The 13,977-nt window shown below is 50.2% G+C and carries 12 protein-coding genes; 4 read left to right on the forward strand and 8 right to left on the reverse strand.

Annotation, left to right across the window (positions count from 1 at the left end; translation table 11 throughout):
- The first annotated feature begins 66 nt into the window (after window positions 1-66).
- Window positions 67-822, forward strand: a complete 756-nt coding sequence (gene gloB / locus AC04MQ_RS16225; RefSeq protein WP_475392593.1) for a hydroxyacylglutathione hydrolase — start codon at window positions 67-69, stop codon at window positions 820-822.
- Here gloB and AC04MQ_RS16230 read toward each other — a convergent pair whose 3' ends face one another.
- Window positions 823-2,193: a TIGR01777 family oxidoreductase gene (locus tag AC04MQ_RS16230; RefSeq protein ID WP_475392594.1), complete on the reverse strand. Its 1,371-nt coding sequence runs from the start codon at window positions 2,191-2,193 to the stop codon at window positions 823-825.
- Between the two features lie 9 nt (window positions 2,194-2,202).
- Window positions 2,203-3,510 carry a cryptochrome/photolyase family protein gene (locus tag AC04MQ_RS16235; protein WP_475392595.1) on the reverse strand — a complete coding sequence of 436 codons (1,308 nt, stop codon included), beginning with the start codon at window positions 3,508-3,510 and terminating at the stop codon, window positions 2,203-2,205.
- 48 nt (window positions 3,511-3,558) lie between these two features.
- On the opposite strand from AC04MQ_RS16235, the gene AC04MQ_RS16240 reads away from it, so the two are divergent.
- Both AC04MQ_RS16240 and AC04MQ_RS16245 read left to right on the forward strand, forming a co-directional pair.
- On the forward strand, window positions 3,559-4,959 hold the full coding sequence (locus AC04MQ_RS16240; protein ID WP_475392596.1) for an ABC1 kinase family protein: 1,401 nt from the start codon (window positions 3,559-3,561) through the stop codon (window positions 4,957-4,959).
- On the forward strand, window positions 4,960-5,448 hold the full coding sequence (locus AC04MQ_RS16245) for a TlpA family protein disulfide reductase (RefSeq protein WP_015091288.1): 489 nt from the start codon (window positions 4,960-4,962) through the stop codon (window positions 5,446-5,448).
- Between the two features lies 1 nt (window position 5,449).
- Here the strand turns inward: AC04MQ_RS16245 and AC04MQ_RS16250 are convergent, their stop codons facing one another.
- The 5 genes from AC04MQ_RS16250 to AC04MQ_RS16270 all read right to left on the reverse strand — a co-directional run bounded on the left by AC04MQ_RS16250 (window position 5,450) and on the right by AC04MQ_RS16270 (window position 12,342).
- Window positions 5,450-6,694: an EF-hand domain-containing protein gene (locus AC04MQ_RS16250; RefSeq protein ID WP_015091289.1), complete on the reverse strand. Its 1,245-nt coding sequence runs from the start codon at window positions 6,692-6,694 to the stop codon at window positions 5,450-5,452.
- A gap of 22 nt (window positions 6,695-6,716) precedes the next feature.
- Complete coding sequence (locus AC04MQ_RS16255) at window positions 6,717-7,703, reverse strand: hypothetical protein (RefSeq protein WP_051026301.1); 987 nt, start codon at window positions 7,701-7,703, stop codon at window positions 6,717-6,719.
- Entirely contained in the window at window positions 7,700-8,161 is a 462-nt protein-coding gene (locus AC04MQ_RS16260) for a hypothetical protein (protein WP_015091291.1), read from the reverse strand. Before AC04MQ_RS16260 ends, AC04MQ_RS16255 begins: the two co-directional genes overlap by 4 nt.
- Window positions 8,161-11,187, reverse strand: coding sequence for a hypothetical protein (locus tag AC04MQ_RS16265; protein WP_041577683.1), 3,027 nt, complete (start codon window positions 11,185-11,187; stop codon window positions 8,161-8,163). The genes AC04MQ_RS16260 and AC04MQ_RS16265 overlap by 1 nt, the downstream gene beginning before the upstream one ends.
- Before the next feature lie 216 nt (window positions 11,188-11,403).
- Complete coding sequence (locus tag AC04MQ_RS16270; RefSeq protein WP_475392597.1) at window positions 11,404-12,342, reverse strand: cation diffusion facilitator family transporter; 939 nt, start codon at window positions 12,340-12,342, stop codon at window positions 11,404-11,406.
- Window positions 12,343-12,431: 89 nt separating this feature from the next.
- Between AC04MQ_RS16270 and AC04MQ_RS16275 the strand changes: the two genes are divergently transcribed.
- Window positions 12,432-13,340 (forward strand): COX15/CtaA family protein, encoded by a 909-nt coding sequence (locus AC04MQ_RS16275; RefSeq protein WP_041577685.1) that lies wholly within the window; start codon window positions 12,432-12,434, stop codon window positions 13,338-13,340.
- Here AC04MQ_RS16275 and AC04MQ_RS16280 read toward each other — a convergent pair.
- Entirely contained in the window at window positions 13,333-13,950 is a 618-nt protein-coding gene (locus AC04MQ_RS16280) for an LON peptidase substrate-binding domain-containing protein (RefSeq protein ID WP_015091296.1), read from the reverse strand. The genes AC04MQ_RS16275 and AC04MQ_RS16280 overlap by 8 nt on opposite strands.
- Between the last annotated feature and the right edge of the window lie 27 nt (window positions 13,951-13,977).

Consider the following 13,977-nt stretch of genomic DNA (forward strand, 5'->3'; position numbering starts at 1 on the left):
CAGTTGTGCTGTTAATCAAACCCACCTTGGTCTTGTCGAAGCCGATCTCAACTGCAAGAATAGGACATGGTGAAAAACGAACATGTAGAGCTGATTCCCATCTTTGATGACAACTACGTCTTTGTCCTGATCGACAGCGACGCTAATAAGGCCGTGGTTGTGGATCCGGGCGAGGCCGGCCCGGTGGCTGATTTCCTGCGCGAAAGACAGCTCGACCTTGCCGGGATTTTACTGACTCATCATCACTCGGATCACATCGGCGGCGTGGGCGAGCTTAAAGCCATCTTCAACTGCCCCGTGTATGCCCCCGAAAAGAATCAAAAGCAGATATCTGGGGCGGATCACTGGCTGAAAGAGGGCGACCAGCTAAAAATTGCCCCTTGGGAATTCACCATCCTTGAACTGCCCGGTCACACGCTGGGACACATCGCTTACTGGGATCAACAGCACAAATGGCTTTTTTCCGGGGATGTGATTTTTGGACTGGGCTGCGGAAGATTGTTCGAAGGGACTCACGAACAGGGCTACACAAGTCTTCAGCGCATCAAGAAACTGCCGCCGCAGACCTTGATTTACTGCACCCATGAATACACCGAACGCAATCTGGAATTCTGCCGTATTCTGACGAATCAGGACAACACCCCGATCACCGGTGATTCCGAGGCGCTGGAGCTTTACGCCAATGTTCTCTCCAATCGCCGGGAGCTGGGCCTTCCCAGTGTTCCGCTAAAACTTTCCATTGAAGAAAGCACCAATCCATTTTTGCTGGCCCGGAACGTTGAACAGTTCCGTTACTTGCGTGAACTGCGCAACCGTCAGTGATCAGTCTGTCTTGGTCGGCAGCGTTCCCATATTGGCGATATAACGGCGGCGGAAAGCAAAGATGCTTTCCACGTCTTTTCTGACGAAACGGTTGGATACAAGCCATCCCAAAAAGCCCATCGGCATGCGGTAACGAACCCGGTCCACCAGCAAGGTCCCGCCACAGAACGGACGGAATTCGTGCGTGTGATGCCAAAGCCGGTAGGGGCCTTTCAACTGATTGTCGACGAACTTGAACGGCGGCTGCCATTCGTCGATCTCGGTTTTCCATTTAGCCGGAACACCGTGAATTTTCAGTTTGTAATCGATCAACGTCCCCTGCCCCATTTCCGGCGTCGACATTTTCTCAATCAGGAAATTCAGCGTTGGCGGAGTAATCCGCTCCAGATTGTGGGCGTCTTTGAAAAAATGAAAAAGTTTTTCAGGAGGTGCCGGGACAAACTGCTCGGCCACGAAAATTTCTTCGCCCATTTTAAATGGCAGACAGATTTCATTCAGTGCTTCCAGCAGATTTTCATAGTGAAATTTGTATCCCAGCGCCTGCGCCTTTTCCGGCAACATGCGCACAGAGGCCACCAGGGACTTCGCCAGTTCGCCGAATAAAACATTCAATGCAAACAAAGGCACCGCAGGCCCCAAACGAGTCCCCAAAGCCTGTACCAGAGTTTCAGAAAACTCACGATTGGTCACCGGATGCGGAGCTCCTGCATTCAAACCGCCTTCCACATCATGATGTTCCAAGGCGAAAACATACAGTCCGATAATGTCTTTCAGATGAATCCAGCTCATCCACTGCTTACCATCGCCCAGGATGCCACCGACCCCACTGCGGAACGGGAACAGCATTTGATCCAAGGCGCCGCCCTGCCTTGCCAGCACAATACCTGTGCGCACAAAGACGGAACGCCCCGGAGCTTTGGCTGCTTCGGCTTCCCATTCTTTGCAAAGGTTTGCCAGAAAATCATCCCCGTGCGTGGAATCTTCAGTCAGACTTGTGTCCTGCTGATCCCCGTATATGCCCATGGCGGAAGAAGAAATAAAGCATTTCAAGCCTTCAGGCAGGCTTTGCACCAGATGTCTGGTGCCAATCACCCGGGATTGATATATGCGTTTTTTCTTTTCTTCGGTCCAGCGTTCACCGGCGATGGATTCACCCATCAGGTTGTAGACAACTTCAATTTTTGCCATGCGGGAATCGTGCAAAGGATTGGTATTCAAATCCCCTTCAATGATCTCGCAGGGAAAAGGCAACTGCTCGCGGGCTTTGGCTTGATCGCGACTGACAACGTAAAGATCATGGCCTTTTTCTGCCAGAACTTTTCCCAATTCCCGCCCGATCAATCCGGTCGCACCGGTAATCAGAATTCGCATGGCTGCCTCCTACTTTTTCAGAACTTTGGTGAACGCCTGCAAACAGCGTCCACGGGCTTCGTTATGATCCACCATCGGTTCGGGGTACGCATCCGTTCCGTATTCTGGAACCCATTTTTGCACATACTTGCCATCCGGATCAAACTTCTCAAACTGGGTTTGCGGGTTGAAGATCCTAAAATACGGAGCGGCATCACAGCCTGATCCCGCAGCCCACTGCCAGTTGCCATTATTCGCAGACAGGTCATAATCCAAAAGCTTTTTGGCAAAGTAACGTTCACCTTCATACCAGTGAATCAACAGGTGCTTGCACAGAAAGCTTGCGACCACCATGCGCACCCGGTTGTGCATATAGCCCGTGGCGTTCAATTCACGCATCCCGGCATCCACCAAAGGATATCCAGTGCGGCCTTCACACCATTTTTGAAAGTCAGACTGGGATTTACGCCAGGCGATCTTGTCATATTCCGGACGGAAGCTTTGATTTTCGACTTGCGGAAAGTGCCACAAAATCTGCATGAAGAAATCACGCCAGATCAGCTCACTCAGCCAAACGGGCGAGTGCTTTTTCGCTTCACGCGCCAGCTCCCGCACACTCAATGTCCCGAAACGCAAATGCAATCCCAGATGCGAGGTGCCCTTTTCATTGGCCGGAAAGTCCCGCGTGGCCTGATAGCTTTTTAGCATTTTGGTGGAAAGATCCATCGGCGGGAACTCGATCTGGCTGCGCTCAAAACCAAAGCTTTTTAAGGTCGGCAGGGCCTCGGGCTTTTTCACTTTGGCATAGCTGCTTTCATACAGGTCATTGGGATAAGACTTCAAATAGAATGACGTCAGATTTGCCAGCACCTTGTTTTTGTAAGGCGTGTAAACCGTGTACGGCTTTCGCGCCTCAGTCAGAATCTCGTCTTTTTCAAACAGGCACTGGTCTTTGAAGGTCAGAAATTCAATCCCGGCTTTTGCTGCCCACGCTGCCACCTTTTCATCCCGTTTGCACGCGGCGGGCTCATAGTCATGGTTGGCGTAAATGGCTTCAATTTCCATTTCCGTCGACAGGGCTTTTAGGACCTCTAACGGCTTGCCATGACGAACCAGCAAATCTGATTTTTTGGTTTTCAATTGCTGCTTGATATCCTGAATCTGGTCATAGATGAACGTCACCCGTGCATCAGCCGGATCCTCGAGCTTTTCCAAGATCTCGGAATCAAAGATAAACAGCGGCAGTACCGCAGAGCGTTCTTTCAGTGCATGATACAGCCCCGCATTATCATCCAGGCGGAGATCGCGACGGAACCAAAAAACTGTGACTTTTGACATAGGAATAAAAGTTTAACATTTCGCCTACTTAAGGTAAATTGGGATTCTATGGACGAAAAAAAGTCTGCCAAAAAACATACAAAAAAGATTGAGAAGATCAAATCCTCGGTCTTTTCCCGCAGTCTTTCCTTGGCCAAACTGACCATTCAAGCCGGCGCCTCCATTGCCCAACACGGTGTCACCACGGCTTTAAAATCAAAAGAATCCAAAGAAGAAACCTGGAAGCAGCTTTTGCAAAACCAGGCTCAAAGTATCAGCGCTGAACTGGGTGAACTTAAAGGCAGTCTGATGAAGGCTGGCCAGATGCTTTCCATGTACGGCGAACACTTTCTGCCGCCAGAAGCCAATGAACTGCTGAAATCCCTGCAGCACGATTCTCCGCCCCTTTCATGGGAAGCCATCGAGCCGACCTTGAAGAAACAGCTGCCTCCGGAAAAACTGGAACTTTTAGAAATTGAAAAGGAAGCTCTGGCTTCGGCCTCCATGGGGCAGGTTCACCGCGCGCGCATCAAAGCCACGGGGGAAAGTATCGTGCTCAAGATTCAGTACCCGAATGTGGACCGCGCTATCGACAGTGATCTTCGCGCGATCAAGACACTTCTGGGGACCCTGAAGCTTCTGCCCAAAGATTTCAACATGGATCCGGTGTTTGCCGAGGTTCGCGAAATGCTGGTGCAGGAAACCGACTACGAGATGGAAGCGCGACTGACCGAAGACTTTCACAACCGCCTTGCTGGCGACAGCCGCTTCGTGGTTCCGAAAGTCATTCGTGAATTTTCCGGCCCTCGCATTCTGGCGTCCACCTTTGAACGGGGCCTGCGGGCCGATGATTCCCTGATTCAAAGCCTGCCTCAGGAAAGACGCAACCGCCTGGCGCTGAACTTCCTGGATCTGTATTTCAAAGAGATCTTTGAATGGGGTGTCGTTCAGACAGATCCTCATGCCGGCAATTATCGCATCCGCATCGACCCCCAAGGCCGGGATCAATTGGTTCTTTTTGATTTTGGTGCGACCCGTTCCTATGATCTGAATTTCCTGACTCCGTACCGCCGCATGGTCAAAGGTTCATTGTTCAATGACCGGGACCTGTTCATGAAGGCGGCAATGGAATTAAATTTTGTCTCGGACAATGACGACCCAAAACTGAAACAGGTCTTTGAAGAATTCTGCTTTGAAACGGTAGAGCCTTTTATTGAATTCAACGACCCCCGCAACAACCAGGGTCAGATTGCCGCCGATGGCACTTATGACTGGAAAAACACCACACTGCCGCAGCGTCTTTCCAAAAAGGTGTTTCAGATCATCCGCGGTTTCCACTTCCGCACACCTCCGCGTGAAATCATTTTCCTGGATCGAAAAACTGGCGGGGTCTTTATCTTCCTTTCCGTTCTGCGCGCCAAGGTGCGCGGGCGGGATCTGTTATTGAAATACATCGAAAGGATTTCTTAGATGAGATTTCTGACTGCTTTGATTATGTTTTTTGCTGGCACGGCCTTCGCTAAAGAAATGCCCTCCACCGCAGAATTCAAACGACTGCCCACGGTGGCTTTAAATAAAGGCGACGTCAAAACGCTGAAGGACCTTCAAGGCAAAGTTGTGCTGGTGGATTTCTGGGCTTCCTGGTGTGAGCCGTGCAAGGCCGCTCTTCCCCACTACAACAACCTGTATAAAAAGTACCGCAGTCAGGGATTGGTGGTGCTGGGGGTGAACGAGGACGAAGAGGCTGCGGAGCGGGATGCCTTTTTAAAAACCGTAAAGCTTGATTTCCCGCTATATCACGACCAGGGGCGCCTGGTGCTGGAGGATTTTAAAGTCCTGGCACTGCCGACTCTTTATGTGTTTGATAAAAAGTTAAAGCCTGTGGTTTTTTATCGTGGTTACGACGAAAAAAACTCACAGGCTTTGGAAAAGAAAATTCAGGAACTTTTAAAGCAGTAACTTATCTTTGGCTCAGCTTGGTTTCTGCCGGAGCCAGCCAGATGTCCACGATCTTGCCTTTTTTGATCTTCTTGCCGTCTTTATACCAGAAGTCCGCACGCTCGCGGGCTTCAGCATAGGCACCAATCGGAGTCACCACGCCTTTTTCATATTTCAAAGAAATCTTGGTCACTTTCGTGTGCAGTGCGATCATTTCCTCTTTTTGGGAAATACCATCACCGTTTTTATCCTGCCACATCACCAGTTTCTTAAAGTCTTTGTCACGGTGATCAACAACGCCGTCTTTGTTGGAATCAAAGGCTCTTAGAACCTCAAATCCATTCACTTCAGAAGCGTTATCACCGAACAGCTCATCCTTTTGGTCGATCTTGCCGGACTTGTCACGATCCAGAGCCACGAACCAGCCTGGAGCATTGGCTTCTGGCCAGTGCGTTTTACCAATTGGATTCAGCGGGAAGTCGGTCATGTTATTGAAGGTCGGTCTTTGATCATCAAAGAAGACCATCAAAGGCGACCAGTAACCACCGCAGAAACCTGTTTCACCCGGGAAGGACACGTTGATGTCCACCACGGATTTGTCGGCGGATACTGAGATACCACCGAAGGAAGCAGTGATGTCCCCGTCTTTACCCATGAAATCGCCGCATTTGCGGGTTGGAGTGTAGGAAGAGTAGCCGTATTGACCGTACACCGCCGCAGAACCATCACAATTCACCGTCTGCACGAAGCTTGAAGATTTCAGTGAGACGTCCCCTTTTTCAGGGATCATCACCTGCCCCGCATCGTCCACACTCACCGAGGTTGGGATTTTCGTCTTCATCACAACTGCATTACCAAACAACGCCGCCGTTCCCGATGCTCCCGTGACGACAAATTTATCTGCAGCCATTGGCGCCGGCGTAGCCGTCGTCATCCCGGTTTTCAAAACAAGGTCGCTTGGATACTTCACTGTAAAGGCATAGTCCTTACCACCCAGTACCAGAGTGAAATTTGCCGTGATAATCGCCGTTGCAGCCAGAGGATTTGTCACCCCTCGCAGATTCGTCGGAAAGCACGAGTTGTTCAGACGTACTGTCACAACATCCTTCGCCGAACGACTGACCATACCAGAAGCAGGTGCCGCCGTTACGGTTTCCCCGGAGCTGGCACTGTTCACGGACATCGGGAAGTCTTTATCTTCAGCCTGAGCCGCGCCAGAGATCATCACCCCTGCGACCAAGATCATTTTGAAATTGTTGTTCCCCATAATTTCCCCCAAAAAAAACTGACTACAGACCTGCGGTCTGAGTGGTCTTAACTTTTTTAACTTTAAAATAAATCATACGCTTTAAAATGGAATCGCGGCGAAGGTTCAATTCCTCCACGCGATCTGCCAGCAGAACCGGCGTTCCCCAACGCCCGTCTGCATAAGACACTTTATACAAGCGTGACATGCGCTGCCCACTGCCCGTGGTGTCCTTCATTTCTTCCAGGTAGTACTTGATCAAATGCACAGCTCGCAGTCGGATCAAGCTTTGACCGCCACCGATAGACGGCGCGCGACGCAGGAAAATATCCGCTGAAGACATCATTTCACCTGTTTCCGGATGCGCCATATTAACGTAGTTATAAATTCCTGAGTCTGAAAGCGTTGTGATTCCATTCACCGTACCGACATACACCGGACTGCGTGGAGCCACCTTCATATTTGCCACCCCATTTAACAATGGACGCAGCTTCGCAGGCGTGTCCAGCATCACAGTGCGACCATTGCTCCACAAAGCGGGACGCTGAGCCACCACTTTGTCTTTGTAGTTCAACCCTTTGAAGACCAGACTTGCTGCCACATTGAAGTCATCAGGAGCAGGTCCCACTTCATAAGCCAGAACGGGGTCATAGACCAGCACTCCCCCTGCCGCAGGATCCTGAGTCATGATTACGAATTCTTTGCGACCGGTGATTTTTAGGGTTGCTTCGCGCTCAAGCTTCCCCAGGGCATTCGCAGGAACATCCGGATAGAAATCAAAGAACTTATTGCCGGAATCATCCAGCACTGTCAGGTTGTTATATGATGGGTCCACGTTGTTAAAATCACTGAACAGTATTCGTTCTGCCAGCTTGGTGTCGATAGAGTCTTCCAACTCTTTTGTCATCTTCACCTGATCTCTTGTGACTGACAATTGTGTCGTCACAACAACACTGGTCAGGATGGCCACCAGACCCACCCCGATCACTAGTTCGACTGCTGTTAAACCACGATTGTTTAAATTCTTCATTTTGCACTCACCACGAAATGATAGTCTTTAAATGCCTCGCCCTTTTCGATCCACGACTTATGAGTCACACGCAGTGTAACTTTATAAAGTCCGCGGAACTCCGGGTAAGGCTGAATAACATAGCCATAAGTGCCGGCACATGTTTCACACTCTTTGCGAAGGGCCACTTTCCCATTATCCCAGGCCATCGGCAAAGTGTCCGGATTCAACAGTTCCGAAACACTGCGATTGGAATCGTAGTTGATTTGATAATTCTCAACCCCGGACTTGATGTTTTCTGCAATGTCGTTAACCTGCTTGTCAGTGGAGGAAAGTAAAATTGTGCTTTTCGTGGTGTTACGCAAAGACACCATTCCACCCACGAAGGTCAGGCCGACCATGGTGATTAAACCGAAGCCCACAATAGCCTCAACAATAGTCTGACCTTTTTGATTTCGAATCACGTTCCGCATTTTCATTAGATACCTCCCTCACGGGATTGTTCCACCACGAAGAAACGCACCAGACGGCGTTTACAAGTGGTGTTCGACGCTGTTGTACCGGCAGCGATACCGCAATCCGGATCCACCGCCGTCCACTGGAATGGATCGGCCTTGGCGCGCAGACTGATGGTGTTACAGTTCATACGATCAGCCACTGCTTTGATCGAAGGAATTGGATGCCAAATCGGCTCATTGGTGGTGGCGTTGCAATCCGCCCCGCTGAAGGACCGCAGAATGCGAGGATTTCCCGCCGCACGCAATTCCCGCGTAGACTGGGGATGATAGATACTGCTCCAGTTGATACCCGCCTTAATTGCCGACGGATCAATTTTCATGCGCCCAACAATAAAGGTCCCGATAATTCTCAACGGATTTGATCTGGCCTCAATCACCAGCTCATCACAGGTCATAAAGCCCGTCACAAACGTGGAGCTTGCTTTAATCACACATTTGCCAACGATGGATCTCACCTGGAATGTGGCATTGGCCTGAGTCATATTGTCGAACTCGAAAGTCGCCAGGGCCGGATCCGCCTTCATATCCTTACTGCTGTCCGCACCGGCAAAGTTCCATGAAGTACGCGCTGTGGAGGCAAAACTCACATCCCAACCAGCACCCCCGAAGGAGGCGGACGTCATAGTACCGTAGGCTTTCGAACAGGCTTCCATCATGGTTTCAAGATCGCTGTCTTCCGCCAACATTACAGCAGAACCACCGGCTGGAGATCTGGAAATATTGGAAGGGAAGTTCAGACGTGTCTTATCACTATTGAAGGACATATTAATATAGCCCTTCAACTTGGTATTTTCATTTTTGGGATCGATCGGATTGGACTTGTAGAAGGTGCTGTCGTAGGCCTGCACTTCAATAAACGGTGCCGAGTAACCACCGTTTTTATCCAGCATATTTTGCACATTTTTTGCCGTCACGTCCAAGTCGATCTTATCAAAGTAATAAGCGTTGGTCGCGCGCGACACTTCCACTGTAATCTTCGGCGGATTGGCCTTTTGAAGCTCGTAAGTGTTTAATGCGGTCTTATCCGCATCCAACTGCCTGGAGGCCAAATTCACCACAGAAGACTGAGCCGGAATTTTATTGTTGCTCAAATCACTGATCACTTTTTTCAGATCAGTGATAGCTCTTTCAAGCTCCGCCACCAGTTTTTCATCACGATAATCGATTTTCGTCCCACCACTGGAAGAACCGGAGCCGGTACCGGATTCACTGCCGGCACCCGTACCAGAATCAGCAACTCCCGAATCTTCGACTTTCTCTTCAGTTTCCAGCGTTTTTTCGATTGTTTTAGTGCCGGAGCCGGTGCCTGAACCGGTACCAGTGCCACTGCCCGTGCCAGTTCCGGAGCCAGTGCTGCCCCCGGCAAGACTGCCCTTCACTGGTTTTTCCATCTCATCTGCCAGATCTTCCTGCTTGTCTTTCAGATCTGCACGATACAAGGTCAGGGACTTATTCAAATCGGATTCAGATTTTGCCGCAGCATCATAGGTGATCTGCGATGCTTTGATTTTGTTCTTCAAAGAGGTCTCAAAGGCAGCAGATCCCACTTCCGGGGTGAAGGTCACTTTACCTGTGCGAGGCAGTTGAGCTTCAACTGTACGATCCCCCACAGCCAGCATAATTTTCACCACGGCATCATTATAGTCCTTGGCCTCAACATCCACTTCACCTTTACCCCAGGCGGATTTATCCACTGTCAGGGCGTTGCTCTGACGACTGAAATAGTTCCAGTTGGAAAGATACATGCGATAGTCTGCAGAGTTAGTGCCATCATCAGTCATGCGGGCACCCAGCTCAGATTTATACACGCTGGTCTTATCCGCCTGTTGAGTGCTCATGTCCTGACATTTGGCCATCAGGGTTTTATCAACGTTCACACTCTTGGTCTTGTCAGAGAAATAAACCAGGCCCGCATCCAGACCCCCGTCATTCTCGACCCCTTTTAAGAAGCCACCAAAGGTACGCACATCCGCCCAGAAACGATCTCCCATCGTCCCGGAAGAACGTGGAGAATACTTTCCTTTGGAAGTCATGATATCGCCATTACCCATGTAAACACGATCAGCGAAGGTCACCCCCGCATAGCTAATGCCATCCGGAGAAGCGTCATCACCGGCTTCATCCACAGGCAGATAGATATTGCGATTCACAAACACCGGACTTTGGAAAACCAAACCGGAGCTGCCCGCCAACTCTTTTCGGGAGGTAAATTTATGCAAAGCCACGTCCCCAGCAGCCACGTTGGAGTCCCACGAACGATCCATATATAGATCCTGCGGAACCAACAAAGCGAAAGAACCCACTTCGCGTGGATAAATCACAATCTGGGATTTTAGAGTCAACTCTTTATTCCCCACCTTGATTGGCGTTGAATTCCCCAACGAATCAACCAGATCCACGCGGGAATCAATATAGACTTCACGACCGGCCTTCGGCAGATTGATACTTTCATTACGAGTCAGCGTCACCCGAACCGCTGCAACTTTAACCACTTCACCTTTGTCATTGCGAACAGACTTCAGACTTTCAAGAACCGGGAACAAGGGGTGTGAGGTTGTGGCCTTGCTCACTTCCAAAAGGCGCACAATCGTACCCAGACGAATTTTGTTCTGAGTCAGCGCATTGGCTTCCAGCGGACCCACGTTTTTACCGTCACCCACCAGCTGACGAATGAAGTTTTCCTGCTCCGTGGACATGATCAAGCGCTCAACGCTGCCAGTGTGCGCCAGATTACATTCCGCACCCAGGTCATTCATCATCAAATTATCGTTGGAAAAACAGTACTTCTGACGGACCCCGAAGATCACGTAATCCATGGCACTGTTCAAAGCAAATCGCAGGTTTACGACGTTTGAAGTTTTACTGACCTGTTGCCTTTGCCCGATTACGTAATTCGTTAGAAAGTAAAAGGACGTGCTCATCACCGCGGTGGCCGCGAGGATTTGCAGCAAAATATTACCTTTTCTGTTACGTACCGTATTCAGCATATAAATGGTTCCTTATTTTGTACGCCCATACCTTTATCGGTAATTATGTGAAAAAACTGATGGAAATCGCGGACTTTTATAAATTTGAAATGAAGTTCTGTCTCACACTGAAGCGAAATGTGCTGACTGTGGAATGAAGCTGACTCAGACAGAGATTGTGGAAAAGAAAAAGCCCGGCATTGCCGGGCTTGATTAACGTTTCATTTATAAACAGTCTTAGTGATGTTCCGGATCCGCACAGTGAGTGCCGTCAGATTCCGTTTCGATAGTGGCTTCGACGATACCGAAATCACGCACTCGCTTCTTGACCTGGTTTTTGATTTTTTCAATATCCGCAGGTCCGGCTCCGCTGGCAACAACCACGTGCCCGGTGAAGATGTGGTTTTCACCGTCCAGGGACCACAGATGCGCATGGTGAACACCCACAACCTGCTCAACCTCCAAAATGGCTTTTTCAACATCCAGCACCTGAATATGACTTGGCGACGCCATCAAAAACACTTTCAAAGCCTCACGCAAATTGCGAACCACATTGTACAGAATCCACGACGCCAGAGCGATCGCCATCCCTGCATCCAACTGCGGCACATCAAAGAATTTCATAACAAGGGCGCCGATCAGAACCATCACCCAGCCCAGCACATCTTCGATCATGTGCCACATCAGCATTTTTTCATTCAGGGATTCACCCTTGGACACACGGTAAGCGGCAAAACCATTCACTGCCACGCCCAGGAACGCCAGCAGGATCATGCCATCCGCATGCGGCTGTTGCGGCGCGAACAAACGCGGCACGGCCTCTACCAAAATGAAGATCGAGCCAAGAACCAAAATTAATCCGGTGATCACCGCCCCGAGGGTGGAAAAACGACGATAGCCATAGGAAAACTTGCCATCACTTTGCTTGTGCGACACTTTTTCCAGAATGATCGCCAAAAGCATCGCTATTGCATCTCCGAAATCATGAAGCGCATCCGACAAGATCGCCACAGAGTTCGTCCAAAGCCCCCCGATCAGCTCTATCACCGCAAAGGTCAGATTCAGCACCAGCGCAAAGGTCATGCGACCGACGACCGCGCCATGGGAATGATGATGATGGTGTCCGTGAGAATGAGAATGAGAATGATGATGATGAGCGTGCTTGGATTCAGCCATAGCTCATTTAACGCTTTTCTGGGATTGGAAGTCAATCGAACAGCCTTGAATTGACCCCCAGATACGGTCGTGATAGTTCAAAATTCACTATGAAACGCTCTCAATACAAGCAATTTGCATTTGGCCTGCTCGTTTACACCCTTCTCGTCATCCTTTGGGGTGCGTGGGTGAGAATTTCTCACTCTGGCGATGGCTGCGGCGACACTTGGCCTCTTTGCCACGGACAGCTGATTCCCGAAGCCGAACGCGGAAAAACCTGGGTTGAATACGGCCATCGCCTGATGTCGGGAATCTACGGCCTGGTGGTGATTTACTTCTGGTGGGTGGCCCGCAAACTTTATCCTCAAGGTCACTATGCACGCAAAGCCGCTGTGGCGACTTTGATCTTCACCATCTCTGAAGCTCTGCTGGGAGCAAAGCTGGTTCTGTTCGGACTCGTAACCACGAACGACACACCTTATCGCGCTTTCATCATGGCTTTGCACCAGATCAATTCCTTCCTGCTGACCGGATCTGTGGCACTGACCTATGCGGCAGCCCTGATAACTGAAGACCTGCGAGTTCCGACAACTCAAGACCGTCGTTATCGCCTGATGCCCTGGGTGATTGTGATCATCGGTATCACCGGAGCGTGGGCCTCGCTTTCCAATTCACTGTTCCCGACGGACAATCTGTTCCAAGGGTTGCTGGATGATTTCTCCAGCGAGTCCCACTTCCTGGTTCGCCTTCGCGGCTTCCACCCCGTGCTGGCTCTGCTGGGCGGCGGCAGTCTTGCGCTGTTCTTCTGGCTGAAGGCTCAGACAACGGAATCCCTGCTGGTGCAAAAACGCTCCGTGCAAATGAGTCTGCTTTTGATTGCGGGTATTTTGTTCGGAATCGCAACGCTGCTTTTGCATGCGCCGGTGTGGATGAAAATCGTGCACTTGGCTTTGGCTCACACGATCTGGGTGGTGTTGCTGCAGTGGGTGTTCTTCATCCGCAGCAATAAACTTACGTAGTCAGTTCGTTCGACTCCATCAGACGGTGCAGGAAATGCACCTTCTCGTTGATGTCGTCGTATTCCAAAACCATCTGCTGCAAATCGTAATCGCGCACCAGATAGGATGCAAAACTGCCCACGATCTCTTCAGGGTGGGTGAGATTTCTCATGAAGATATCCCTCTGAGCCGGATCCGGAATATGCGTCTGTATCCAACGGGTCAGAATCTTATGCAGGGAATTCAGCTCCAACCTTAGGCTGGGTTCAAGCACGGTTTTCTCGGGGATGATCTGCCCTTCGCAAACCATGTATGGAGTTCCTCGATCAAGGACCTTGCCCAGACGTAACTTGCCCTGCCCCTGAATAAAGACCAAAAGAGTGCCGTTCAGGCGCTCTTCAATAATCTGAGCATACCCGTATCCAGCCACCTCACGCACAAAGGGAACGTTTTCCCCTGGACGTACTGGAGTGACCTTGGAAGGATCCTCAATAAACCCCACGGCAATCGGGGTCTGGGTTTCCACGGCTTCCTTGATCATGGAAAGATAGCGAGGCTCAAAAATATTCAGAGGCTTGGTGGTCCTTGGGAACAAGGTCACATTAACTAGAGGAAAAAGAAAGACTTCCATGCGAACACGACTCCTCTTGCTTGAACT

The sequence above is a fragment of the Bdellovibrio sp. MYbb2 genome (assembly GCF_056175685.1).

What these genes read in the sequence shown, in the direction of transcription:
- gloB (WP_475392593.1), top strand. Translation starts at nt 67, where the DNA reads ATGGTGAAAAACGAACATGTAGAGCTGATTCCCATCTTTGATGACAAC.
- AC04MQ_RS16230 (WP_475392594.1), bottom strand. Translation starts at nt 2,193, where the DNA reads ATGCGAATTCTGATTACCGGTGCGACCGGATTGATCGGGCGGGAATTG.
- AC04MQ_RS16235 (WP_475392595.1), bottom strand. Translation starts at nt 3,510, where the DNA reads ATGTCAAAAGTCACAGTTTTTTGGTTCCGTCGCGATCTCCGCCTGGAT.
- AC04MQ_RS16240 (WP_475392596.1), top strand. Translation starts at nt 3,559, where the DNA reads ATGGACGAAAAAAAGTCTGCCAAAAAACATACAAAAAAGATTGAGAAG.
- AC04MQ_RS16245 (WP_015091288.1), top strand. Translation starts at nt 4,960, where the DNA reads ATGAGATTTCTGACTGCTTTGATTATGTTTTTTGCTGGCACGGCCTTC.
- AC04MQ_RS16250 (WP_015091289.1), bottom strand. Translation starts at nt 6,694, where the DNA reads ATGGGGAACAACAATTTCAAAATGATCTTGGTCGCAGGGGTGATGATC.
- AC04MQ_RS16255 (WP_051026301.1), bottom strand. Translation starts at nt 7,703, where the DNA reads ATGAAGAATTTAAACAATCGTGGTTTAACAGCAGTCGAACTAGTGATC.
- AC04MQ_RS16260 (WP_015091291.1), bottom strand. Translation starts at nt 8,161, where the DNA reads ATGAAAATGCGGAACGTGATTCGAAATCAAAAAGGTCAGACTATTGTT.
- AC04MQ_RS16265 (WP_041577683.1), bottom strand. Translation starts at nt 11,187, where the DNA reads ATGCTGAATACGGTACGTAACAGAAAAGGTAATATTTTGCTGCAAATC.
- AC04MQ_RS16270 (WP_475392597.1), bottom strand. Translation starts at nt 12,342, where the DNA reads ATGGCTGAATCCAAGCACGCTCATCATCATCATTCTCATTCTCATTCT.
- AC04MQ_RS16275 (WP_041577685.1), top strand. Translation starts at nt 12,432, where the DNA reads ATGAAACGCTCTCAATACAAGCAATTTGCATTTGGCCTGCTCGTTTAC.
- AC04MQ_RS16280 (WP_015091296.1), bottom strand. Translation starts at nt 13,950, where the DNA reads ATGGAAGTCTTTCTTTTTCCTCTAGTTAATGTGACCTTGTTCCCAAGG.